Annotated in this window: 18 protein-coding genes; 4 read left to right on the top strand and 14 right to left on the bottom strand. The window is 67.2% G+C overall.

Annotation, left to right across the window (positions count from 1 at the left end; translation table 11 throughout):
- Positions 1 to 3 precede the first annotated feature (3 nt).
- A complete protein-coding gene (gene torT, locus ACFXP9_RS13215) occupies positions 4 to 1,011 on the bottom strand; it encodes a TMAO reductase system periplasmic protein TorT (RefSeq protein ID WP_397208840.1) in 1,008 nt (335 codons plus the stop codon).
- Between torT and ACFXP9_RS13210 the strand changes: the two genes are divergently transcribed.
- On the top strand, positions 962 to 3,898 hold the full coding sequence (locus ACFXP9_RS13210) for an ATP-binding protein (protein WP_397208841.1): 2,937 nt from the start codon (positions 962 to 964) through the stop codon (positions 3,896 to 3,898). The genes torT and ACFXP9_RS13210 overlap by 50 nt on opposite strands.
- Before the next feature lie 105 nt (positions 3,899 to 4,003).
- Here ACFXP9_RS13210 and ACFXP9_RS13205 read toward each other — a convergent pair whose 3' ends face one another.
- Positions 4,004 to 4,723 (bottom strand): response regulator, encoded by a 720-nt coding sequence (locus tag ACFXP9_RS13205; protein ID WP_397210273.1) that lies wholly within the window; start codon positions 4,721 to 4,723, stop codon positions 4,004 to 4,006.
- A gap of 118 nt (positions 4,724 to 4,841) precedes the next feature.
- Between ACFXP9_RS13205 and ACFXP9_RS13200 the strand changes: the two genes are divergently transcribed.
- Entirely contained in the window at positions 4,842 to 7,517 is a 2,676-nt protein-coding gene (locus ACFXP9_RS13200; RefSeq protein ID WP_397208843.1) for a molybdopterin-dependent oxidoreductase, read from the top strand.
- 168 nt (positions 7,518 to 7,685) lie between these two features.
- Here ACFXP9_RS13200 and ACFXP9_RS13195 read toward each other — a convergent pair whose 3' ends face one another.
- The 12 genes from ACFXP9_RS13195 to pcaF all read right to left on the bottom strand — a co-directional run bounded on the left by ACFXP9_RS13195 (position 7,686) and on the right by pcaF (position 18,860).
- Entirely contained in the window at positions 7,686 to 8,543 is an 858-nt protein-coding gene (locus ACFXP9_RS13195; protein WP_397208844.1) for an energy transducer TonB family protein, read from the bottom strand.
- Positions 8,540 to 8,986, bottom strand: a complete 447-nt coding sequence (exbD, locus tag ACFXP9_RS13190; protein ID WP_397208845.1) for a TonB system transport protein ExbD — start codon at positions 8,984 to 8,986, stop codon at positions 8,540 to 8,542. The genes ACFXP9_RS13195 and exbD overlap by 4 nt, the downstream gene beginning before the upstream one ends.
- A gap of 4 nt (positions 8,987 to 8,990) precedes the next feature.
- Entirely contained in the window at positions 8,991 to 10,028 is a 1,038-nt protein-coding gene (exbB, locus tag ACFXP9_RS13185) for a tonB-system energizer ExbB (protein WP_397208846.1), read from the bottom strand.
- A gap of 142 nt (positions 10,029 to 10,170) precedes the next feature.
- Entirely contained in the window at positions 10,171 to 10,650 is a 480-nt protein-coding gene (locus ACFXP9_RS13180; RefSeq protein ID WP_397208847.1) for a hypothetical protein, read from the bottom strand.
- Positions 10,651 to 10,953: 303 nt separating this feature from the next.
- A complete protein-coding gene (gene paaZ / locus ACFXP9_RS13175) occupies positions 10,954 to 13,008 on the bottom strand; it encodes a phenylacetic acid degradation bifunctional protein PaaZ (RefSeq protein WP_397208848.1) in 2,055 nt (684 codons plus the stop codon).
- 10 nt (positions 13,009 to 13,018) lie between these two features.
- Positions 13,019 to 13,771 (bottom strand): Phenylacetic acid catabolic protein, encoded by a 753-nt coding sequence (locus ACFXP9_RS13170; RefSeq protein WP_397208849.1) that lies wholly within the window; start codon positions 13,769 to 13,771, stop codon positions 13,019 to 13,021.
- Positions 13,772 to 13,783: 12 nt separating this feature from the next.
- Positions 13,784 to 14,854: a 1,2-phenylacetyl-CoA epoxidase subunit PaaE gene (gene paaE, locus ACFXP9_RS13165; protein WP_397208850.1), complete on the bottom strand. Its 1,071-nt coding sequence runs from the start codon at positions 14,852 to 14,854 to the stop codon at positions 13,784 to 13,786.
- A 29-nt stretch (positions 14,855 to 14,883) separates the two neighbouring features.
- Positions 14,884 to 15,396, bottom strand: a complete 513-nt coding sequence (gene paaD, locus ACFXP9_RS13160) for a 1,2-phenylacetyl-CoA epoxidase subunit PaaD (protein ID WP_397208851.1) — start codon at positions 15,394 to 15,396, stop codon at positions 14,884 to 14,886.
- A gap of 4 nt (positions 15,397 to 15,400) precedes the next feature.
- Entirely contained in the window at positions 15,401 to 16,255 is an 855-nt protein-coding gene (gene paaC, locus ACFXP9_RS13155) for a 1,2-phenylacetyl-CoA epoxidase subunit PaaC (RefSeq protein ID WP_397208852.1), read from the bottom strand.
- The gene (paaB, locus tag ACFXP9_RS13150) at positions 16,255 to 16,539 is read right to left on the bottom strand and encodes a 1,2-phenylacetyl-CoA epoxidase subunit PaaB (protein ID WP_397208853.1); all 285 of its coding nucleotides are present in this window, start codon (positions 16,537 to 16,539) and stop codon (positions 16,255 to 16,257) included. Before paaB ends, paaC begins: the two co-directional genes overlap by 1 nt.
- Positions 16,540 to 16,634: 95 nt before the next feature.
- Entirely contained in the window at positions 16,635 to 17,627 is a 993-nt protein-coding gene (gene paaA, locus ACFXP9_RS13145) for a 1,2-phenylacetyl-CoA epoxidase subunit PaaA (protein ID WP_397208854.1), read from the bottom strand.
- 27 nt (positions 17,628 to 17,654) lie between these two features.
- On the bottom strand, positions 17,655 to 18,860 hold the full coding sequence (pcaF, locus tag ACFXP9_RS13140; RefSeq protein WP_397208855.1) for a 3-oxoadipyl-CoA thiolase: 1,206 nt from the start codon (positions 18,858 to 18,860) through the stop codon (positions 17,655 to 17,657).
- A 293-nt stretch (positions 18,861 to 19,153) separates the two neighbouring features.
- On the opposite strand from pcaF, the gene ACFXP9_RS13135 reads away from it, so the two are divergent.
- Both ACFXP9_RS13135 and ACFXP9_RS13130 read left to right on the top strand, forming a co-directional pair.
- A complete protein-coding gene (locus ACFXP9_RS13135; RefSeq protein WP_397208856.1) occupies positions 19,154 to 20,020 on the top strand; it encodes a helix-turn-helix domain-containing protein in 867 nt (288 codons plus the stop codon).
- Between the two features lie 96 nt (positions 20,021 to 20,116).
- Positions 20,117 to 21,520, top strand: coding sequence for an aldehyde dehydrogenase family protein (locus ACFXP9_RS13130; RefSeq protein ID WP_397208857.1), 1,404 nt, complete (start codon positions 20,117 to 20,119; stop codon positions 21,518 to 21,520).
- Positions 21,521 to 21,731: the final 211 nt, after the last annotated feature.

Here is a 21,731-nt window from a genome sequence, read left to right as displayed (position 1 = left end):
CCTTCAGCGGATCGGCGGCATATATCCGGCGGGCGACAGGCGCAGGCCCGCCGCATCCCCCTGCCCCACCAGCCGCACCGCCAGCGGCGGATCATCGGCACCGACCGCGCCGCTGGCCCGCGCCACCGCCATCTCACCCTGCCGCACCGGGTCATCGAAAGGCAGCGCGGCCACCTGCCCGTTTTGCAGACCGCGCCGCATCGAATGGCTGACATAGGTCGCAATCAGCACCGGCTGCGGCCCCGCCCGCCCGCGCAGCAGACCCATCGCGGCCTCGATCGCGGGGGCCGATCCGATGATGTAATCCGGGGCCGGGTCCAGCGATAAAGCGGCCTCGACCTGAACCATCTGCTGGCGCAGGCCGGTATCGGCGCTGAACACCCAAGCCAGCCGGACCGCGCTGTTGCGCAGCGCCGCGCGCAAGCCGCCCTCGACCAGCGGTGTCCAGCCCGCCTGAACCGGACCCGAGATCAGCACCGCCGTCACCTGAGGCCCGCCACTGGGGTGGCGCGCGCGCAGGTAATCGCCCACCGCCGCGCCCATTTGCCGCCAGTCGACGCCGACACGCCCGGCCAGATCGGGCGAATCCAGCGCGTTGACCAGCCCCCAGACCGGCTTGACCCGCGCCGCCCGCGCCACCGCTGCCAACAGCGCCGGGTCGTCGCGCGACACCGCACCGATCAGCACCGCCGCCGAATCATCTGCCGCGCAGGCATCAAGCTGCGCAATCTGCCGGTCCAGCGCGCGATAGCCCCCGGCCTCGTGCAGTGACAGCGACAAATGGCGGCGGCGGGCCTCGGCCTCCAGCCCGAAGCCGACGCTGATCCAGTATTCATCCTTGAAATGCGGCACCAGCACGCACAGCTCGGCACCGGTTGCGGCGGGTTGCGCGGTAACAGGCCCCGATACCGCCAGCAGCAGGGCGATTGCCGCACCGCGCAGCGCGGCATAGAACCGGGACATGAGGCACAGCGGTTTCGACAAACAATTATTGCGGGTGATGGCCGTCATTCTGGGGCTGTCCCTGCTGGTTGGTGTCGCCGCGATTGGGGCGAACCTGTATCAAAGCGCACAAAGCCGCGCCTTGATCCAGCGCAATCTGCCCGCCGCCGAGGCCGCCCGCGCCCTGGCCGCGCAAAGCGTCCGGCTGGCGGAACTGGCCCCCGCCTATGGCCGCGCCGACAGCCCCGAGGCGCTGGAACAGGTGCATCGTCAGCTGCATCAGGGTCTGGACCGCATTGCCGCCGCGGCGCGGGTGCTGACCCCGCAGGGCACGGATGCCGGGCCGGGGCTGGCCAGCACCCTGCGCACCGACACGTTGCGGGCGCGGATGGATACGCTGCACGCCCGCGCCCGCGACCGGCTGGACCAGGTGGCGGCGCTGGACGCGGCGCTGGCGCGGCTGATCCCGCAACAGGCCGAACTGGCCGCGCTGGCCGAAGGCCAGATCGACATCGCCCGCATCCGCGTCACCGCCGGCATCGCTGACCTGTATGCCCATCCGGGCCGCGACACCCGCGCCCGGCTTGACGCGCTGGCCGACCGCGATTTCTTTGCCTTTGAACGGCTGACCGAATTGTCGGGTGCCGTGGCACAGGCCGGGGCGGTGCTGTTTGCGCTGCGCGACCAGACCAACAGCGCGCAAGTGCTGCGGCTGCGCGAAGATCTGGCACAGGCAATGCGGCTGGCGCGTGCCCGGCTGGCCGATATGCCGGGGCAGACGGCGCGCAGCCGGGGGGCCGAACTGGTCGCGGCGCTGATGGCCAGCACCGGACCGGAGGGGGCATTTCAGCGCCAGTCCCGGCTGATCGCCACCGGGATGCGGCTGGACGCGGCGCTGACCGGGCTGCGCGCCAATCTGGCCGGGCTGGCCAGCGCCGCCCATCGCGCCGAGACCGAGGTTCTGGCACAGACCGACCGCAAGCTGGAACGGCTTCAGGCCAGTGCCCGCATCGGGCTGGCCGGGCTGGCGGGGCTGCTGGCGCTGGCGCTGGCCGGGGGGCTGGCGGCGTGGCGCTTTGCCCGGCGGCGCATCGTGGCGCGGCTGGCGGCGGTGTCATCGGCCATTGTCAGCGTGGCGCGCGGGCGCCATGACGGGCCAATCGCGATCAGCGGCGAGGACGAGATCGGGCGCATGGAACGCGCGCTTGAGATCCTGCGCCAGCGCTCGGAACAGGCACGGCGTCTGCGCCGCGATCTGGAACAGGCCGTGCGCGTGCGCACCGGCGATCTGGTGGCCGAAATGCAGGCCCATGACGCCGCCCGCGACCGCGCCGAGGCCGCCAGCCGCGCCAAGACCGATTTTCTGGCCCGCATGAGCCACGAGATCCGCACCCCCCTGAATGGCGTGCTGGGGATGCTGGACCTGCTGGAGGCCGATCTGGAACAGGCCCCCGCCGCACAGCGCGACCGCGCCCGCATCGCGCGCCAGTCGGCGGCGGATCTGTTGGCGCTGGTCAATGACATCCTGACCTTTTCCGCCGCCCCGCCACAGGGTGACGCGCTGATTCGCAGCCATTTCGACCTGCGCGCGCTGGTCGGTCAGCTGGACGGTCATCTGCGCGCCCAAGCCGCCGCCAAGGGTTTGCAGGCACGCAGCGGGTTGTCGGCGCAGGGACCGGTGACGCTGTATGGCGATGCCGGCAAGATCCGTCAGGTGATGCTGAACCTGATCTCGAACGCGGTGAAATACACCGCGCAGGGCGGGGTCAGCCTGTCGGTCGATCTGGCGCAGGATGACGCGGGCCAGCCGGTGCTGTCGCTGGCGGTGCGCGACACCGGCCCCGGTATGCGCCCGGACACCGTGTCGCGGGTGTTCAGCGCCTATGAGCGCGCCGACCCTGAACGCGGGATCGAGGGGCTGGGACTGGGGCTGGCCATCGCGCAGCGGCTGACGCAGGCCATGGGCGGCGGGCTGGTGGTGCAAAGCGCGCCGGGGGCGGGGTCGTGTTTTACCCTGACCGTGCCGCTGGCCTTTGGCGACCCGGAACAGGTGGCGGCGGGACGCGACCATCAGGCCCGGTCAATGGTGGCGGGCGCGGCCGGGTATTTGGGCAACGAAGAAACCCGCAGGCACGCCGCCCCGATCCGGGTTCTGGTGATCGACGATCATCCGGTGAACCGGATGGTGGCGCGCGGCTGTCTTGAGCGGCTTGGCGCCGAGGTGACCGAGGCCGCCACCGGGGCCGAGGCGCTGCGGCTGGCGCTTGACCCCGCTGCGGGTCCGGGTCAGGCGCCCGCAGGGGAATTTGATCTGATCCTGATCGACCTTGGCCTGCCCGATATGGATGGCGCGCAGGTCGCGGCGGCCCTGCGCAGGGCGGGGCATCCGGCGCGACGGGTGGCGCTGACGGCCTCGATGCCGGGGGACGATGCCGCCACGCGCCAGCGGCTGGCGGTGGATCAGGTGCTGGTCAAGCCGGCCTCGGCCCGGATGCTGGCGGCGCTGCTGACCCCCGACATTGCCGCCGCACCCCCGCCGCCCGACGCGCCAGAGCCGCATCCCGTGCCGACAGCCGTTTCCCCGCCCGAGGTTCCCCCGGCAGAGGGGGGCGCAGATGACCCGGTGACCGCCAGCCTGCGCGCCGATTGCGCCGATATCGGTGCCGACATCACCGCCGATCTGGTCCGCGCCTTTCTGGCCGACCTGCCTGCGGCGGTTTCCGGGCTGGCACAGGCCGGGCTGGCCACCGACACAATCCGCGCCCGCGCGCATCGGCTGATAGGGGCGGCGGCGAATTTTGCGCTGGACGGGCTGACCGCGCATCTGGCCGCGATCGAGGCCGCCGCCCGCGACGGCCAGACCCCCAAGGCAGCGCTGGCCGCCCTGCCCGCGCTGGCCGATCAGGCCGCGCAGGCGCTGCGCGCGGCGGCGGCGCGGCTGGACCTGCGGTTATAACGGCTAAAGCGCGGCCTTGGGCACGGGTGAAGGGCTGACCGCTGGTCTGGCCACGGCGCGAAGGGTCATTGACCCCCGTCCTGTCGCCGGGCGCGGGCTGCGGGTTCAGGCGCCGCGCTGTGCCGCTGCGCGCGGGTCGGCAAAGACATAGCCCTGCCCATGCACCGTCAACAGCCAGTCCGGGGCGGCGGGGTCATCCTCGATCTTGCGGCGCAGGCGGCCGACCAGCACGTCGATGCTGCGATTGTCGGGGGCGGCGTTGGGCTGACCGATGGCCTCGAACAGGCGGGTGCGCGACAGGGTAATGCCGGGGCGGGCGGTCAGCGCGTGCAGCAGGTCGAATTCCGACCGCGTCAGCGGCACCACACCCTGTGCCGAAACCAGCCGCCGGCGGATACGGTCAAAGCGCCAGCGCCCGAAATCGGACAGGGGCGCCGGCCCGTCCGGGGCCTGCCCGATGGCCGCGATCCGGGTCAGCAGGTTCTTGACGCGGGCCAGCAATTCGCGCTTGTCAAAGGGCTTGGTGACGTAATCATCCGCGCCCATTTCCAGCCCCACGATCCGGTCGATCTGGTCATCGCGGCTGGTCAGCAGAATGATCCCCACCTGCGAGCGGGACCGCTGTTCGCGGGTGATGGTCAGCCCGTCCTTGCCGTCAAGGTTGATGTCCACGATCAGCAATTCCGGCGGGTCGGTGTCGATGATCTGTTCCATCGTGTCGGCATCGGGGGCCTCGGTCACGCGATAGCCATTGGCCGACAGATAGGCCGACAGGCGGCGGCGGGTGATCGGGTCGTCCTCGACAATGACGATATGTGCGGGCATCGGGTGGACCGGGTTGTTACATTTCTTTACATTCTTGCACAGCAGCTTTTGGTCCAAGTCAAGAATTTTCGCCCTGCCTGTGCTAGGGTGACGCCAGCGAATTCAAAAGGAGGTTGCCATGACCTTTCATTCCCCCACCCGCCGCGGGTTCCTGATCGGCACCGCCGCCGCGCTGGGTTCGGCGCGGCTGATGTCCTCGACCGCGCTGGCATCCATTGACCCCAACTCGTTCACCGGGCGGGTTTTCCACGCCACCCATTTCGGCCCGTTCGAGGCCGTGGTGAAGGATGGCCAGATTGTCGGCATCAACAGCCTGATGGATCTGGACGCGCGCCCGACCGAAATGCTGGCCTATGGCGTCAAGGACCGCGTCTATGACAAATCGCGCATCGACTATCCGATGGTGCGCAAATCCTATCTGGAAGGCTGGGACAGCGGCGACACCAAGCCCGAACTGCGCGGCAAGGAAGAGTATGTCCAGACCGACTGGGATACCGCGCTGAACCTGGTCGCCAAGGCGATTCTGGACACCGTCGAAACGCATGGCAACGAGGCGATCTTCAGCTCGTCCTATGGCGGGTGGGCCCATGCCGGGATCATGAAACCCAACGTGTTGCAGGGCCGGTTCTTCAACCTGTTGGGGGGCTGCACCAACACCCAGGGCGACTGGTCCGGCGGGGCGTCGCAGATCAGCCTGCCGCATATTATCGGCGATATGGAGGTTTATTCCGCGCAAACCGCGTGGGAGGTCATCCGCGATCATACCGAGGTCTTCGTGCTGGTCGGCTGTGACCCGATCAAGAACAACCGCATCGAATTCAGCGTCGCGGATCACGGCATGTATGCCCCGTGGGAGGAAATCCGCGATAACGGCACCCGGTTCATCTCGATCAACCCGCAGCGCACGGCATCGGACAAATATCTGAATGCCGACTGGGTGCGCATCGTGCCCAATACCGACGTGGCGCTGTTCGCGGCCATGGGCTATCATGTGCTGGAAAAAGGTCTGGAAGACCGGGCCTATCTGGACAAATACACTGTCGGCGCCGATCAGTATATCGCCTATCTGAAGGGCGAGGATGACGGCACCCCGAAAACCCCCGAATGGGCCGCCGCCATCACCGGGATCGAGGCCGCCAAGATCCGCGAACTGGCCGAGCTGATGGCCACCAAACGCACCGAGATCGCGGGCGCATGGTCGCTGCAACGCGCCCATCACGGCGAAATGACCCATTGGGCGATCATCAACTTTTCCGCGCTGTGCGGCAAGATCGGCAAGCCGGGCGAAGGCGTGGGCTTTTCGTGGCACTATGGCAGCGGCGGGATGCCGCAATCGGGCAAGGCGGTGCCGACCGGCCTGTCGCAGGGCCGCAACCTGGTCAAGGGCATCTGCCCGGCCTCGCGCATTACGGAAATGCTGGAAAACCCCGGCATGGACTTTGTCTATAACGGCAACAAGGGCGTCTATCCCGACGTCAGGATGATCTATAACGCCGGCAACAACTTCATGTCGCACCAGCAGGACACCAACCGGCTGATCAAGGCGCTGCAAAAAGTTGAAACCATCGTGTCGCAGGACGTGTGGTGGACGGCGGCAACGCGGTGGGCCGATATTGTTCTGCCCGCCTGCTCGACGCTGGAACGCGACGATATCAGCTCGGGCGGGACCTATTCGAATGACCGCGTCTATGCGATGAAAAAGGTCATCGACCCGATCGGGGAAAGCAAACCGGATTACGAGATCTTCGCCGATCTGGCCGACAAGCTGGACCTGTGGACGCAGTTCACCGAAGGGCTGGACATTATCGACCACGTTCAGGCGTCTTACGACCGTTCCGACGCGGCCAAGGTCATGCCGTTCGAGGAATTCTGGGAACAGGGTTTCGTCCGGCTTGAAATGCCCAAAGAGGCCCGCCAATGGGTGCGCCACGGCGATTTCTATACCGACCCGGTGGCCCATCCGCTGCACACCAAATCCGGCAGGATCGAAATGTTCTGCGCCAATATCGCGGATCAGAAACTGGACGACTGCCCCGGTATGCCGGTCTGGATGGAACCGCATGAATACCTGGGCAACGCCAGGGACGGTCAGCTGCACATGGTCAGCCCGCACCCGTGGTTCCGCCTGCACAGCCAGATGGACCAGTCCGAAACCCTGCGCGGCATCTATAAGGTGCAGGGCCGGGAGCCGGTGCGCATCAACGCCGGAGACGCCGCATCCCGCGGGATCGAGGATGGCGATCTGGTCGAACTGTATAACGACCGCGGCACCGTCATCGCCGGGGCTGTCGTCTCGGACGAGATCATGCCCGGCGTGGTGTCGATCTATGAAGGCGCATGGCCACAGCTTGACAGCAAGGGGCGCTGCAACTCGGGTCTGGCGAATTTCCTGACCTCGACCCAGCGGTCTTCGGGGCTGTCGCAGGCGACCACGGCCAATACCTGCCTTGTCAGTATGCGCAAATGCGAGGACCCGGAAGGCCCGAACACCGCCTATGAAAAGCCGGCCATCATCGAGGGCGCCGAGATGCCCGACCTGCCCGAGGACAAGCTGGCGCTGGACCGCATCACCGCCCTGACCGAGGCGCTGTATGCCGATATGACGCCGGGCGAAAAGCTGTTCTTTGAACGCTGCACGGTCTGTCACGGCCCGCGCGACCCCGGTGCCTTTACCCAGCTTCAGTGGAAGGGCATCACACCGTCGATGTTCCCCCGCGCCGGGTTGGACGAGGCCGAACAGGCACTGGTCATGGACTATCTGATGGCCAATGCCTCGGACGCCCCGGCCAAATAATCACCGCCGTCCCAAGGGAAGGGGCCGCCCCGTGCGGCCCCTTTCTTGTTGCCCACTCACGACGCGACACCCCGCCGCGTCACCCGGTTGCACAGTGCGGAAACCACGCCGCAGCGGGTTTCTTCGTTGCCCAAATACCCAATCCCGGACCCGCCCCCGGCACCCCGGTCAGCGGAAGACAATCGTCACCGGCAGGGTCACCGTCACCGGCCGCCCGCCCGGCGGTGCCGGCAGCCGTGGCAGCCGCGCCGCCTGACGCCGCAGCGCCGCGTCCATCCGCGCATCCCCGGTGGATCGCCCCAACTGCCCGGTGGCCGAGCCATTGGCCGCAATGGTAATGCGCATATTGATGCTGACCCGCTGGCCGCGCCCCTGAACGCGGGTGCGCTGCATATGGCGGATGATGCGCGCCCCGACCTGCGCCTGCCAGCTGGCGACCTGTGCCCGGCTGGCGCCATCGCCCCGGCTGTCGCGGCCCGTCCGCACCCCATCGGGGTCGCCGCGCTGGCCGCTGCGGCTGGACGCCTGCGCGGCGGGGGGTTTGGGCTTGTCCTTCGCCGGTTTGCGATCAACCTTTGGCTGGACCTTGGCGCGCTGTTTGGGTTCCGGCTTGGGCCGGTCGGGCCGCGCCACCGGGCGGGCATCGCTGACCGGCGGCAGCACAGCCGCGTCAGCCAGCGCAAGGTCGCTTAACGGCGGTAATTCGGTCAGCGGCGGCGGCAGGAAATCCGGCGCGGGGGGGGCAAGCTCGGGCTGTGGCGCGGGCTCTGGTTCGGTTTCCTCGGGCTGTTCGGGGCTGGATTCCTCGGATGCCAGATCCTCGCTGTCGGGGGTGGTGTCCAGCGCATCGCCCTTGGGCGGCAGGGCCTCCATGTCGATATGTATGGCGTCGGGCAGGCCGGGCACCGCACCCACCACCGTCACCCGCGACAGGGCGTAACCCGCCCCCAGATGCGCCGCGATCACCGCCAGACCGGCGATGCCCCAGACCGCCCCGTCCCGCAGGGCCTTGCGCGCCGCGCTCATGTCGGCTGGTCGCCCGCTGCCGGGGCGGCCTCGGCACCCTCCAGCCCGACCAGCGCAATTTTCAGCCAGCCCGCCTGACGCAGCGCATTCATCACATTCATCAGATCGCCATAGCTGACCGCCTGATCGGCGCGCAGAAACACCCGCCTGTCATGGTCGCCCCCGGTGGCCTGCGCCAGCGCCTGCGCCAGACCCGCCTGCGACACGATATCATTCCCCAGCGTCAGCGACAGATCCGGCCCGACCGTCAGCCAGACCGGTTCGTCCGGGCGCTTGGCCGGGGTCGCGTTCGAGACCGGCAGGTCGACATGCACATCCACCGTCGCCAGCGGCGCGGCCACCATAAAGATGATCAGCAGCACCAGCATCACGTCAATGAACGGGGTGACGTTGATCTCGTGGTTTTCGACCAGGTCGTCGGTTTCGCGAATGCCGCCCGCCATGACCTCAGGCCCCCATGCTGCTGCGCAGGTCCAGATCGCGGCTGACCAGCCGTTCGACCCCCGCCGCCGCATTGGCCAGCCGCAGCCGATAGCCGGTGATCACCCGCGCAAACAGGTTATAGATCACCACCGCCGGAATCGCCGCCACCAGACCGATGGCGGTGGCCAGCAGGGCCTCGGCAATGCCCGGCGCAACCACCGCCAGATTGGTGGTCTGCGCCTGCGAAATACCGATAAAGCTGTTCATGATGCCCCAGACGGTGCCGAACAGCCCGACAAACGGCGCGGTGGACCCGATGGTGGCCAGAACCCCGGTGCCACGCGCGATGCGCCGCGCCGCGACCGCCTCGATCCGCGCCAGATGCGATGTCACACGTTCTTTCAGGCCCGCGCCGCCAGCCTGCGCAACAGCGGGCAGGCTGCGGTCATATTCCCCCACGGCGGCGCGGATCATGGCGCTGGCCGGATCGCGGCGCTTGCCGGTGCGCACCAGCGCGTCATGCAGGCTGTCGGCATCCGCGATCATCCGCAGGCTGCGCGCCGCCCGCCGCCCCGCGCCCCACAGTTCCAGCATCTTGACCAGCAACACCGTCCAGGTCACGACCGAGGCAAAGGCCAGCCCGACCATTACCCCCTGCACCACAATATCGGCGGCCATGAACATGCCCCAGGGCGACAGGTCATGCGGCAGGGTCGGGTTGGCCGCCGCATCATCGCCGCCTGCCACGGGGGCCAAAGCGACGGACGGGCCCGCCGCCCCGGCAGCAGGGGCCGCTGCATCGGTGGTGGGGGCGGGGCTGACAGGCACCGGCGCAGCAGGCAGCGGGGTGGCAGCAGACAGCGCCGCAGCCTCGGGCGCGGGCATGGGCGCGGCGGCGTCAGGGCTGACATCGGGGGCGGTGGCGGAAACCGGGGCCGGGTCTGCGGGGCCGGCCTGAACCGGGGCCGCCGCCCCGGTCTGCTGCGCGCTGACCGGTCCCGCGACCAGCACCGCCAGCGCCAGACCCGCTGCCCTGAACCCCATCATTGCCCTATCCGTCATGCCATCACCATTTTTCATTTTGCCCGCTGGCCCTGACGGGCATTGCGGACGGGTTCTGGCTGACGACAAGGCGCTGGCTGATCGGGCCGCGATATGGCGCACAAAAGCAAAACAGTCAAGTAATTAAGGCATCCCGGCGCTATCAGCCGGGCGGGCACAACCGGATCTGCGGGTCCAGCCGCGCGGCCTCGCGGCCGGAAATCCGCGTCATCTCAAGCCGGTATTTCCAGTCTTCGTTCCAGCGCGACAGAATGCCGGCGCGGTAATACTGCGCCATGATCTGATCGACCAGCGGCGGAATCACCTGCGTGCCGGGCAGGCGCGGGGCGTGGAACCCGACCGAGGCATCCGGCGCCAGACAGGCATTGGGCAGCGACAGAAGCATCGTGCAGGCCGACGAACAGACCCCCCGGATCTGAACCGGCCGCCCGCTGGCCGCCAGCTGTTGCCGCCGCGCGACCATTTGCATGACATTGCCGCCCTTGTCGTTGCGAATAGTAATGGGTGCGCCCTGCGCAACCCGCATCGTCGTCCCCGGCTGTGGCGCCGCCACCGGCACGGGGGCCACACACCCCGCCAGCATCAGCGCCAGCCCCGCCCCCAAAACCCCGGAAATCCGCATTATCCGCCCCCCTGCCCGGCCTGTTCTTGTGCCCCCTCTATCGCGGGGCGGGGCGGCGGGGGTCAATCCGTCGCCGCTTCACCTTTGGGCGAGCCGGGGCGCGGGGCTGAACCACACAGCAATGGGGGGCAAAGGGGTTTCTTCGTTGCTGAAATACCCATCGACCCCGGTGCAGGTGGCGACGTGGGCCGGGTATTTGGACAACGAAGAAACGCAAACCCCCGGCGCGACAACAGGCGACGCGCCGGGGGCTGTGGCAGTGCGGGTCGACCCCACGCGCCGTGCATGGGGTGGGCCGGGGCGTCAGCCCCAGGTCTTGGCCACCATGGTCAGCACGTCATATTGGGCGACGACCTCGTCCTTCTGGTTGGTGACCTGACAGTCCCAGCGCACCTCGCCGTAATCGGCATTTTCACGCGGGTTGATCTCTTTGCAGGTCAGGCGCACGCGCAGGCTGTCCCCGAAATAGACCGGGGTCAGGAAGCGCAGGTTGTCTACGCCGTAATTGGCCAGAACCGGGCCGGGATTCGGTTCGACGAACAGGCCCGCCGCGAAGGACGCGATCAGATAGCCATGCGCCACGCGGTCGTCAAAGAACGGGTTCGCCCTGGCGGCGGCCTCGTCCATATGGGCATAGAAGGTGTCGCCGGTGAAATGGGCGAAATGTTCCACGTCATCTTTGGTGATTTCGCGCGCATCGGTCACCAGCTGGTCACCGATCTGCAACTCGGCCAGCGATTTGCGGAACGGGTGTGTGCCCTGTTGTGCATCGGCGCCTTCGGACCAGATGCCGGTCACGGCGGTCAGCAGGCGCGGGGCGCCCTGAACGGCGCTGCGCTGCATATAGTGTTTGACCGCGCGCATCCCGCCCAATTCCTCGCCGCCGCCGGCGCGGCCGGGGCCGCCATGGACCAGCGGGGCCAGCGGGCTGCCATGCCCGGTCGAGGATTTGGCGCTGCGGCGATTGCCGATCAGGACGCGGCCATGCATCGGGGCCAGCCCCAGCACCATTTCCGCGGCCACGGTTTTGTCATCGGTAAAGACCGAGGCCACCAGCGAGCCTTTGCCGCGATGGGTCAGTTCCACCGCCTGTTCGATGCCGTCATAGGGCATGATCGTGGCGACGGGGCCGAAAGCCTCGACGTCATGGGCGGCGCAGGCGGCGAAGGGGTCGTCCGCGACCAGCACCACCGGGTTCAGGAAGGCCCCGTTTTCGGCACTGCCCGAGGCCACACGCACATCCTCGGGGTCACCGATGACGATCTGTGCGTTGGCGCGCAGATCCGCGATCCGCTCGCGCACCTCGTCGCGCTGGTCAAGGCTGGCCAGCGGGCCCATGCGCGTGCCCTCGACCGCGGGGTCGCCAAGCGTGGTTTTGGCCAGCCGGTCGCGCAGGGCGGCGGTGACGGCCTCGACCCGGTCGGCGGGCACGATGGCGCGGCGGATGGCGGTGCATTTCTGGCCCGCCTTGGTGGTCATCTCGCGCGCGACCTCTTTGATGAACAGGTCGAACTCCTCGGTGCCCGGCGCGGCGTCCGGTCCCAGGACCGAGGCGTTCAGGCTGTCGGCCTCCATCGTGAAGCGGACGCTGTTTTCCACAATCGCGCCCGAGGTTTTCAGCATCCGCCCGGTGCTGGCCGAGCCGGTGAAGGTCACGACGTCCTGACAGGTCACATGGTCCAGCATATCGCCCGCCGAGCCGCTGACCAGTTGCAGCGCGCCATCGGGCAGGATGCCCATATCGACGATCCGGCGCACCATCAGTTCGGTCAGATAGGCGGTCTGGCTGGCCGGTTTGACCAGTGCCGGCATCCCGGCGATCAGGTTGGGCGCGATCTTTTCAAGCATCCCCCAGATCGGGAAGTTGAAAGCGTTGATGTGAATTGCCACGCCCTGCATCGGGGTCAGGATGTGCTGGCCCGAAAAGCTGGAATCGCGCGACAGGGCCTCGACCGGGCCGTCGGTCAAAATGCGGGTATTGGGCAATTCGCGGCGGGCCTTGCTGGCCATGGTCAGCATGGTGCCGATGCCGCCCTCGATATCGACCCAGCCATCGGCGCGGGTCGCCCCGGTCCACAGGCTTTCGCGATAGAAATCTTCCTTCATATCCAGCAGCTTAAGGCCGATTTCCTTCAGCATCAGCGCGCGCTGGTGGATGGTCAGCTTGCGCAGCGCGGTGCCGCCCACGCGGCGCCCGTAATCCAGCGCGCCGGCGTAATCCAGCCCCGATGCGTCGATCAGCGCCACCGGTTCCCCGGTGGCGGCATTCAACAACGGTTTGCCATCGCGCGCACCTGTGCGCCATTCCCCGCAGACATAACTTTGCAGCACGCGGGGCGTGTTCGATTGGTCATTCATGTGAACGTCCTTAGTTCAGTTTCAGCGCGGCCAGTTCATCGGCCGCCTTGGCGCGCCATGTATCGCGCAGGTCTTCGTTCGGGCTGTGGCGCAGGCCGAATTTGCGCAGGGTTTCAAAGCGCTGCGACCCGGCCTGACCAAAGGCGGCCTCGACCCGCGGCAACCAATAACCGACGGACTGACCGGCCTGACTGCGGCCCTCGGTGGTGTCGACGATCAGGGACAGGCCCTGCCGCGCCATGTCGGTGTGATGGGCCTCGCGCAGGGCGATGTCGCGGAAGGCATCGGCCAGCGGGGCATAGGACACGCGGGTCATGTCGGACATCTGCACATCGGTGGCCAGACCCATCAGGAATTGCAGCACCACGGCGTCGATCCAGCCCTGCACCGGATAGTGGAATACCGACAGCCGCATGTCGCCGCCGTGGCGGGCCGCCGCCAGATCGGCGTGGCGGTCCATCCGCGCCGACCATGTGTGCTGGTTGTCATAGCGCGCGGTATCGGCGCCGAATTCGGACATCACCGCCAGCACCTTACCGGCATTGGCCAGCTTTTCCTGCACGATCTGCGCCGCCGCAATGCGGTTACGGATGCCGGGCGCGTCGTTGATCGCATCGGCAAACCCCGCCGCTGCCGCCAGTTCGCTGTCGACGAAGGACGCCATCAGCCGCATCAGTTCCCCGCGATAGCGCGGCGGCACGTTTTCCGGCGAGGTCAGCTTGCCGCCCTGTTCCAGATAGTCCTGAATGTTCATTCCAGTCATGACACGGCCCCCTTATTCATCATAGCTGACGACGACTTTGTCGGTCAGCGGGAAACACTGGCAGGTCAGAACATAGCCCTGCGCGACCTCGTAATCTTCCAGCGCGTGGTTGGTGACCATGTCGACCTCGCCTTCCAGCACCTTTGCGCGGCAGGTCGAACACACGCCCGCCTTGCAGGCATAGGGCGCATCCAGATCGGCCCCCAGCGCGGCGTCCAGCAGGCTTTCGCCATCCTTGGGCATCTGGAAGGTGCGGGTGGTGCCGTCCAGCGTAATGGTGGCGGTGGTGGTATTGCCCGAATGCGCGGCATCCTTGCTGACCGCCCGCTTGGCCGCCCGCCCCGGTTGCGAGCTGGCGAACAGTTCGAACTTGATCTGCGCGTCGTCCAGCCCGTGCTTGCGCAGGCTGTCGGCAATGGCCAGCATCATCGGTTCCGGCCCACAGATAAAGGCGGTGTCGATGTCATCGGCATCCAGCCAGTTTTCGAACAGCGCGTCCATCTTGGCGGCGTCGATGCGGCCGGTGAACAGGTCGATCTCCTGCGCCTCGGCTTCCAGCACATGGATGACCGAGAACCGCCCAAGATAGGTGTTTTTCAGATCCTCCAGTTCCTCTCGGAACATGATTGAGCTGACCTGGCGGTTGGCGTAAACCAGCGTAAAGCGGCTTTGGGGTTCGCGCGCCAGCACGGTCTTGATGATCGACAGCACCGGGGTGATGCCGGACCCGCCGGCAAACCCCAGATAGTGGCGCGCGCTGGCGGGGTCGAGCGCGGTGAAGAACCGGCCCATCGGGGGCATGGCCTCGACCGTGTCACCGACCTTCAGGTCCTCGTTGGCCCAGGTCGAGAAGGCACCGCCATCGACCCGCTTGATGCCGACGCGCAGCGCGCCATCGTCAAGCCCGGCACAGATGGAATAGGACCGGCGCAGTTCCTCGCCGTCGAAATCGCGGCGGAAGGTCAGGTATTGGCCTTGGGTAAAGGTGAAATCGGCGTCAGCACCGGGTTGCAGCGTGACGACCACGGCATCGCGCGTATCGCGGCGGATGTCGGTTACGGTCAGTGGATGGAAGCGGGACATAGGCGTTCCTTACCAAAATCGGGGCATCCTCAGATGCATTTGAAATAATCGAACGGCTCAAGGCAGTCGTTGCACTGCCAGTTGGCCTTGCAGGGGGTCGATCCGAACTGGCTGACGCGGCGGGTATTTGTCGACCCGCAGCGCGGACAGGCGACGGTGCGGTTGCCCTGCCCCGTCAGCGCGGCGATCCGGCCCGCGATCTGGCCATCGGCGGCGGTGCCGTCGATGGGCGGTGCGATGCCATAGGCGCGCAGTTTCTCGCGGCCTTCGTCGCTGATCCAGTCGGTGGTCCAGGGTGGCGACAGGCGGCGTTCCAGACGCAGCTTGTCAATACCCCTGGCCCGCAGATGGGTTTCGATATCCAGGTTGATGATGCTGGTCGCGGGACAGCCAGAATAGGTCGGCGTGACTGTCACGACCAGCGTGTCATCCTGCCATTCGACATCGCGGATAATCCCCAGATCGGTCAGCGAGATGACCGGGATCTCGGGGTCCGGCACCTCGGCCAGCCAATCCCAGATCTGTTCGGTCGAAACCTGCATGGCATTACCATTCGGCGTCGGGATAGGCACGCTGAAGGAACTGCATATCCGCAAGGATATAACCAAGATGTTCCGTGTGCCGCCCCTGACGACCGCCCTTGTGGACATAGTCGGTTTCGGGACGTTTCAGCGTTGCGGCGTCCAGCACCTCGGCCAGGGTCTTGTCCCATGCCGCGCGCAGGCTGGCCGGGTCGGGCGCGATGCCCGCGGCGGCAACCGTGCGGTCGGTGTCGTCGGTCAGGAACATTTCACCGGCATAGGTCCACTGGTCGTCCAGCGCATCCTGCATCCGCTGGTGGCTTTCATCGGTGCCATCCCCCAGCGCGATCACCAGTTCGGACGACCGTTCAAGGTGATAGGACACCTCTTTCAGCGCCTTGGCGGCGATTTCCGCCACGCGATGATCGGCCGATTGGGTCAGCGCGGTCAGCATGTGGAAATGCCACGCGTCGAACAGGAACTGACGCATGATGGTGGCGCCGAAATCGCCATTGGGACGTTCCACCAGCAACAGGTTGCGGAAATCCCAGGCATCGCGGCGATAGGCCAGCTTGTCGGCATCGCGGCCCTTGCCCTCGACCTCGCCGGCCAGACCCAGCCACAGCTGGGTTTGCCCGATCAGGTCCAGCGCCATATTGGCCAGCGCGATGTCCTCTTCCAGCACCGGGGAATGGCCGCACCATTCGGAACAGCGATGCCCAAGGATCAGGGTGTTGTCGCCCATGCGCTGCAGAAATTCGGTCAGGGCGTCCTGATCGACATCGGGCAGGTCGGGCTGCGGGGTCTGCCCCTGTGCCGCGGCGGCCTGTCGGGCCAGCTTGGCGGCGTCGGGGGTTGCGACATCAGACAGCGACGGCATCACATATGCCCCACTTCTTCCGGGATGTCGTAAAAGGTCGGGTGGCGGTAAACCTTGCTGTTCGAGGGTTCAAACAGCGGCCCTTTATCCGAGGGCGACGAGGCCGTGATATGCGCCGATTCGACCACCCAGATCGACACGCCTTCATTGCGGCGGGTATAAACGTCGCGGGCGTGCTTGATCGCCATATCGGCATCGGGCGCGTGCAGGCTGCCGACGTGACGGTGGTTCAGGCCGTGCTGGCCGCGGATAAAGACCTCCCAAAGGGGCCATTCGCTGGACATGGTGTATCCTCCCTCATGTCTCGCTGTCAGGGAACGGGCGGCGGCCGCCCGTTTGTCCGTGTGTGGCGCGTTTCCATGCCGCGTGGGGACGCGGCTTATTCGGCGGCAACCCGGCGGGCGGCCTGTTTGCGGGCATGGGCCATCAGGCCGTCGCGATACCAGGCACCGTCTTCCCACGCCTTGACGCGGGCGCCCAGACGTTCCTTGTTGCACGGGCCGTTGCCCTGAATGACCTCGAAGAATTCGGACCAGTCGGGTTCGCTGAAATCATAGCCGCCCTTTTCCTCGTTCCATTTCAGGTCCGGGTCGGGAATGGTCAGGCCAAGATATTCGGCCTGCGGCACCGTCTGATCGACGAATTTCTGACGCAATTCGTCATTGGTGTTGATCTTGATCTTCCAGTTCATCGACTGTGCGGAATGGATGCTGTCCTTGTCCGACGGGCCGAACATCATCAGCGCCGGATACCAGAACCGGTTCATCGCATCCTGCGCCATGGCTTTTTGGTCCGGCGTGCCGGCGGCCATTTTCATCATGATGGAATAGCCCTGCCGCTGGTGGAAGGATTCTTCCTTGCAGATGCGGATCATGGCGCGCGAATAGGGGCCAAAGCTGGTGCGTTGCAGCGGAACCTGATTCATGATCGCCGCGCCATCGACCAGCCAGCCGACCGCGCCGATATCAGCCCAATTCAGCGTCGGATAGTTAAAGATCGACGAATATTTCATCTTGCCGTTATGCAACTTTTCCAGCAGCTCATCGCGCGAGACACCCAGCGTTTCGGCGGCGCAATACAGATACAGGCCGTGACCGGCCTCGTCCTGCACCTTGGCCAGCAGGATCGCCTTGCGTTCCAGTGTGGGGGCGCGGGTGATCCAGTTGCCTTCGGGCAGCTGGCCGACGATCTCGGAATGGGCGTGCTGGCCGATCTGGCGGATCAGCGTCTTGCGATAGCCCTCGGGCATCCAGTCCTTGGGTTCGATCTTTTCACCCGCGTTGATACGTTCCTGAAAGGCACGCTCTTCGGGGGTCATCTCGTCCAGCGATTTTACGCGGTCGCTGTCGGTCTTGACCATCTGTGCATACATGTCCGGTCCTCCTCCTCCTGTGCGCGGTCAGACGCGCTCGATAATCATGGCGATGCCCTGACCGACGCCGATGCACATGGTGCACAGCGCAAAGCGCCCGCCGGTCCGGTGAAGCTGATACATGGCGGTGCCGACAAGGCGGGTGCCGCTCATGCCCAAGGGGTGGCCGATGGCGATCGCGCCGCCATTGGGGTTCACATGCGCCGCGTCGTCGGGCAGGCCAAGGTCGCGCAGCGTGGCCAGCGCCTGACTGGCGAAGGCTTCGTTCAGTTCGATCACATCCATCTGGTCGATGGTCATCCCGGCGCGGGCCAGAACCTTTTTCGCCGCGGGCGCGGGGCCGATGCCCATGATCCGCGGCTCGACCCCGGCGGCGGCCATGGCGACGACACGGGCGCGCGGGGTAAGGCCCTGCGCGCGGGCCATTTCTTCGGTCGCGATGACAACCGCCGCAGCACCGTCATTGACGCCCGAGGCATTGCCCGCCGTCACCGTCTTGTCGGGGCCATTGACGCCTTTCAGCGTCGCCAGCTTGTCGACGCTGGTGCCGGGGCGGGGATGCTCGTCGGTATCCACGATCACCGCATCGCCCTTGCGCTGGGGGATGGTGACGGGGACGATTTCATCCGCGAAAACACCGGCCTTCTGCGCCGCGTCCCAGCGCGCCTGACTGCGCGCGGCAAAGGCGTCCTGATCGGCGCGCGAGACGTTGTAGTCATCCGCCACGTTATCGGCGGTCTGGGGCATCGAATCGACGCCGAACTGTGCCTTCATCTTCGGGTTCACGAACCGCCAGCCGATGGTGGTGTCGTAAACCGCATTGGCGCGCGAAAAGGCCGATTCCGCCTTGGGCATCACGAAGGGCGCGCGCGACATGCTTTCGACGCCGCCGGCAATGACCATATCGCAGTCGCCGGCGCGGATCGCCCGCGCGGCCATGCCGATGGCGTCCATGCCCGACCCGCACAGCCGGTTCACCGTGGTGCCCGGCACGCTGGTCGGCAGCCCGGCCAGCAGCGCCGCCATGCGGCCGACATTGCGGTTATCTTCGCCCGCCTGATTGGCGCAGCCATAGATCAGGTCATCCACCGCCGCCCAATCCACGCTGGCGTTGCGATCCATCAGGGCCTTCAGCGGCAGCGCCGCCAGATCGTCGGCGCGCACCGTCGACAGTGCCCCGCCATAGCGCCCGATCGGTGTGCGCACCGCGTCGCAGATGAAAGCCTCGGCCATGGAATCCCTCCTCATTCGTGCGTGCCGGGCGCGGGGCCTCCAAACCCTTTGACCGACCGTTCGGTTAGTTATACGGCGATTCGTCGTCCTGACAAATGTTTTTTCACCATCCGGTTCAAAACCAATCTGGGACCGGGGGGCTGAAAAGAAAAGGGCGCGGCGGGGATGTTGGCGGGCTGCGGCATGATGCCCGGCTTTGACAAAACGCCGCTGGCTGCGTCAGGGTGGGCTTTGCCGGCGGGCGCGCCACCGGGGGGATCGCGCGGCGCAAGGCAGCTGGCGAAGGGGGGCGAATGGACAGGCAGGCAGGCAGAACGGGGCCGCGCGGTTTTCAGGACGCGCTGATCGCCGCCTGTGGCCGGTTTCAGGTCACCGCCGGCCCCGCCCACGCCCCGGCAGGGACCGGTCGGGTATTGCGGGGGTCGGCGGGCGGGCTGGACCTTGTTGCCGTCAGCGCGCCACCGGGGGCCATCAGCCGCGACACCGGGGCGATCCGCCGCGATCCGGGGCGACATCTGTTCCTGATCCGTCAATGCGCGGGCCGGGCGCGGATGGATCAGGATGGTAGCCGGGCCGATCTGTCCCCCGGCGATTTCTTTCTGGCCGATTCCGCCCGCCCGTCTGTCTTTGGCTATCGCGCGGCGGCGCGGCAGGTCTCGCTGCATCTGCCGCACGAGGTGACGCGGGGCGCGGGGCTGACGGGCGGGCTGGTGCTGCGCGGCGGGTCGGCTGCGGGGCTGGCGCTGGCGCGGGCCGTGGCACGGCTGGACCGCGACGGGCCGGACCGGATGCTGCGGCTGCTGCAACTGGCGGCGCGCGGGCAGGTTCCGCCGGGCACCGGGCTGGCCGCCACCGCCCTTGCCCTGATCGCCGCCGGCAGCCGCGACCCGGCCCTGACCCCGGCGCGGCTGGCGCTGGACCTTGGGGTGCATCTGCGCCAGTTGCAGCGCGCGCTGGCCGATCTGGGACAGACGCCATCGGGTGCCATCGAATCGGCCCGCATGGCCGATGCCCGCGCGCTGTTGCGGGCCTGCCCGCGGATGACCGTGACCGGCATTGCCGCCATGGCGGGCTTTCCCGACATCTCGCGCTTTACGCGGGCGTTTCGCGCCCGGCATGGCCAATCCCCCGGCGCGTGGCGGGCCGCCAACGCGGGTTAACCCTGTCGCGATTCGCCAAGACAACGCCGCCGCCCCGCCCCTAACCTGAGGTCAGGAGGACGGCCCAAAGGGCCACCAGCGGGAGGAAAAGACACCATGACCATTCACCCCAATATCATCGACGGCCAGCCCGACCAGACCGGCACCGCCTTTGACGTGCTGAACCCGGCCACCGGCGCGGTTGTCGGGCAGGCCGTGTCCGCCGACACCACAGCGCTGGACCGCGCCGTGGCTGCCGCGCGCCGCGCCTTTCCGGCATGGGCCGCGACCCCGTGGGCCGAACGTCAGGCCGCCTGCGCCAAAATCGCCACCCTGATCGCTGATCAAGCCGAGTCGCTGGCCAGGCTGCTGACCGCCGAACAGGGCAAGCCGCTGAACGGCGTCGGCTCACGGTTCGAGATCGGCGGCTGTCAGGCCTGGACCAGCCACACCGCCAGCCTGACACTGGACCCCGAGGTTTTGCAGGACACCCCCGAAGGCCGGGTCGAGCTGCACCGCGTGCCCATCGGCGTGATCGGCGCCATCACCCCGTGGAACTGGCCGGTGCTGATCGGCATCTGGCATCTGATCCCGGCGTTGCTGGCGGGCAATTGCGTCATTATCAAACCGTCTGAAAACACCCCCCTGTCGACGCTGGAACTGGTGCGGCTGATGCAACAGGCGCTGCCGCCGGGGGTGGTGCAGGCGCTGGCCTCGGACGGGGGGCTGGGACCGGCGATGACCGCGCATGAGGGGATCGACAAGATCAGCTTTACCGGCTCGATCGCGACGGGGTCGCGGGTGATGGCCTCGGCGGCGGGCACGATCAAGCGCGTCACGCTGGAACTGGGGGGCAATGACGCGGGCATCGTGCTGCCCGATGTCGACCCGCAGGCCATTGCCGAGGGGCTGTTCTGGGGCTGTTTCATCAATAACGGCCAGACCTGCGCGGCGCTGAAGCGGTTATATGTGCACGCCGATGTCTATGACGCCGTGGCGCAGGCGCTGGCCGATATGGCGCGGGCGCTGCCCATGGGCGATGGCAGCGACGAGGCCAATGTCATCGGCCCGGTCCAGAACCGCGACCAGTATAATATCGTGCGCGATTTCGTTCAGGACGCGCTGGACAAGGGCGCGACCGCGCTGTGCGGCGGGCTGGCGCAGGGCAATGACCTGTTCTTTCCCACCACCGTGATGACCGGGGTCGAACCGGGGATGAAGCTCCACGATCTGGAACAGTTCGGCCCGGCCATCGGCCTGACGAAATGGCAGGACGAAGATCAGGTCGTCGCGCTGGCCAATGCCGATAAATGCGGGCTGGGGGCCTCGGTCTGGTCGGGCGATCCGGTGCGGGCACGGGCGCTGGCCGACCGTATCAGCGCCGGCACGGTCTGGATCAACAAGCACGGCGCGATTCAGCCCAACGCCCCGTTCGGCGGCGTGCGCCAGTCCGGCATCGGCGTGCAGTTCGGGGTCGAGGGGCTGCGCGAATGCACCAATGTCAAGGTGATCATCACCTGACCCCGCCCCGGCCTGTGACCAAAACCCTGGCCCGGACCAGCATGGCGGTCGGTGCCGCAGGCCCGGGGCGGGTCACGGTCCGGCGCCCCCGCCGCATGGCACCGCGCGGTGGGCGGGCGGTGCGCCCCCGCTTGCTGGCCGTGACGGGGCGGCTGACAGATCGGGCCAGAACCCGCAGCGCGCATGTGCCGGGGCCATTCCCCTGATCGCC

It is taken from the genome of Paracoccus jiaweipingae (genome assembly GCF_044335505.1).
In the GTDB taxonomy this organism is placed as follows: Bacteria; Pseudomonadota; Alphaproteobacteria; order Rhodobacterales; family Rhodobacteraceae; genus Paracoccus.
The sequence above is the reverse complement of the archived record's forward strand: the minus strand, read 5'-3'. Positions and strand labels throughout refer to the sequence as shown.

What these genes read in the sequence shown, in the direction of transcription:
- paaE (WP_397208850.1), bottom strand. Translation starts at nt 14,854, where the DNA reads ATGTCCCGCTTCCATCCACTGACCGTAACCGACATCCGCCGCGATACG.
- ACFXP9_RS13170 (WP_397208849.1), bottom strand. Translation starts at nt 13,771, where the DNA reads ATGACTGGAATGAACATTCAGGACTATCTGGAACAGGGCGGCAAGCTG.
- ACFXP9_RS13130 (WP_397208857.1), top strand. Translation starts at nt 20,117, where the DNA reads ATGACCATTCACCCCAATATCATCGACGGCCAGCCCGACCAGACCGGC.
- torT (WP_397208840.1), bottom strand. Translation starts at nt 1,011, where the DNA reads ATGACGGCCATCACCCGCAATAATTGTTTGTCGAAACCGCTGTGCCTC.
- exbB (WP_397208846.1), bottom strand. Translation starts at nt 10,028, where the DNA reads ATGACGGATAGGGCAATGATGGGGTTCAGGGCAGCGGGTCTGGCGCTG.
- ACFXP9_RS13205 (WP_397210273.1), bottom strand. Translation starts at nt 4,723, where the DNA reads ATGCCCGCACATATCGTCATTGTCGAGGACGACCCGATCACCCGCCGC.
- ACFXP9_RS13210 (WP_397208841.1), top strand. Translation starts at nt 962, where the DNA reads ATGAGGCACAGCGGTTTCGACAAACAATTATTGCGGGTGATGGCCGTC.
- paaD (WP_397208851.1), bottom strand. Translation starts at nt 15,396, where the DNA reads ATGCAGGTTTCGACCGAACAGATCTGGGATTGGCTGGCCGAGGTGCCG.
- paaZ (WP_397208848.1), bottom strand. Translation starts at nt 13,008, where the DNA reads ATGAATGACCAATCGAACACGCCCCGCGTGCTGCAAAGTTATGTCTGC.
- ACFXP9_RS13195 (WP_397208844.1), bottom strand. Translation starts at nt 8,543, where the DNA reads ATGAGCGCGGCGCGCAAGGCCCTGCGGGACGGGGCGGTCTGGGGCATC.
- ACFXP9_RS13135 (WP_397208856.1), top strand. Translation starts at nt 19,154, where the DNA reads ATGGACAGGCAGGCAGGCAGAACGGGGCCGCGCGGTTTTCAGGACGCG.
- paaA (WP_397208854.1), bottom strand. Translation starts at nt 17,627, where the DNA reads ATGTATGCACAGATGGTCAAGACCGACAGCGACCGCGTAAAATCGCTG.
- paaC (WP_397208852.1), bottom strand. Translation starts at nt 16,255, where the DNA reads ATGCCGTCGCTGTCTGATGTCGCAACCCCCGACGCCGCCAAGCTGGCC.
- pcaF (WP_397208855.1), bottom strand. Translation starts at nt 18,860, where the DNA reads ATGGCCGAGGCTTTCATCTGCGACGCGGTGCGCACACCGATCGGGCGC.
- ACFXP9_RS13180 (WP_397208847.1), bottom strand. Translation starts at nt 10,650, where the DNA reads ATGCGGATTTCCGGGGTTTTGGGGGCGGGGCTGGCGCTGATGCTGGCG.
- ACFXP9_RS13200 (WP_397208843.1), top strand. Translation starts at nt 4,842, where the DNA reads ATGACCTTTCATTCCCCCACCCGCCGCGGGTTCCTGATCGGCACCGCC.
- exbD (WP_397208845.1), bottom strand. Translation starts at nt 8,986, where the DNA reads ATGGCGGGCGGCATTCGCGAAACCGACGACCTGGTCGAAAACCACGAG.
- paaB (WP_397208853.1), bottom strand. Translation starts at nt 16,539, where the DNA reads ATGTCCAGCGAATGGCCCCTTTGGGAGGTCTTTATCCGCGGCCAGCAC.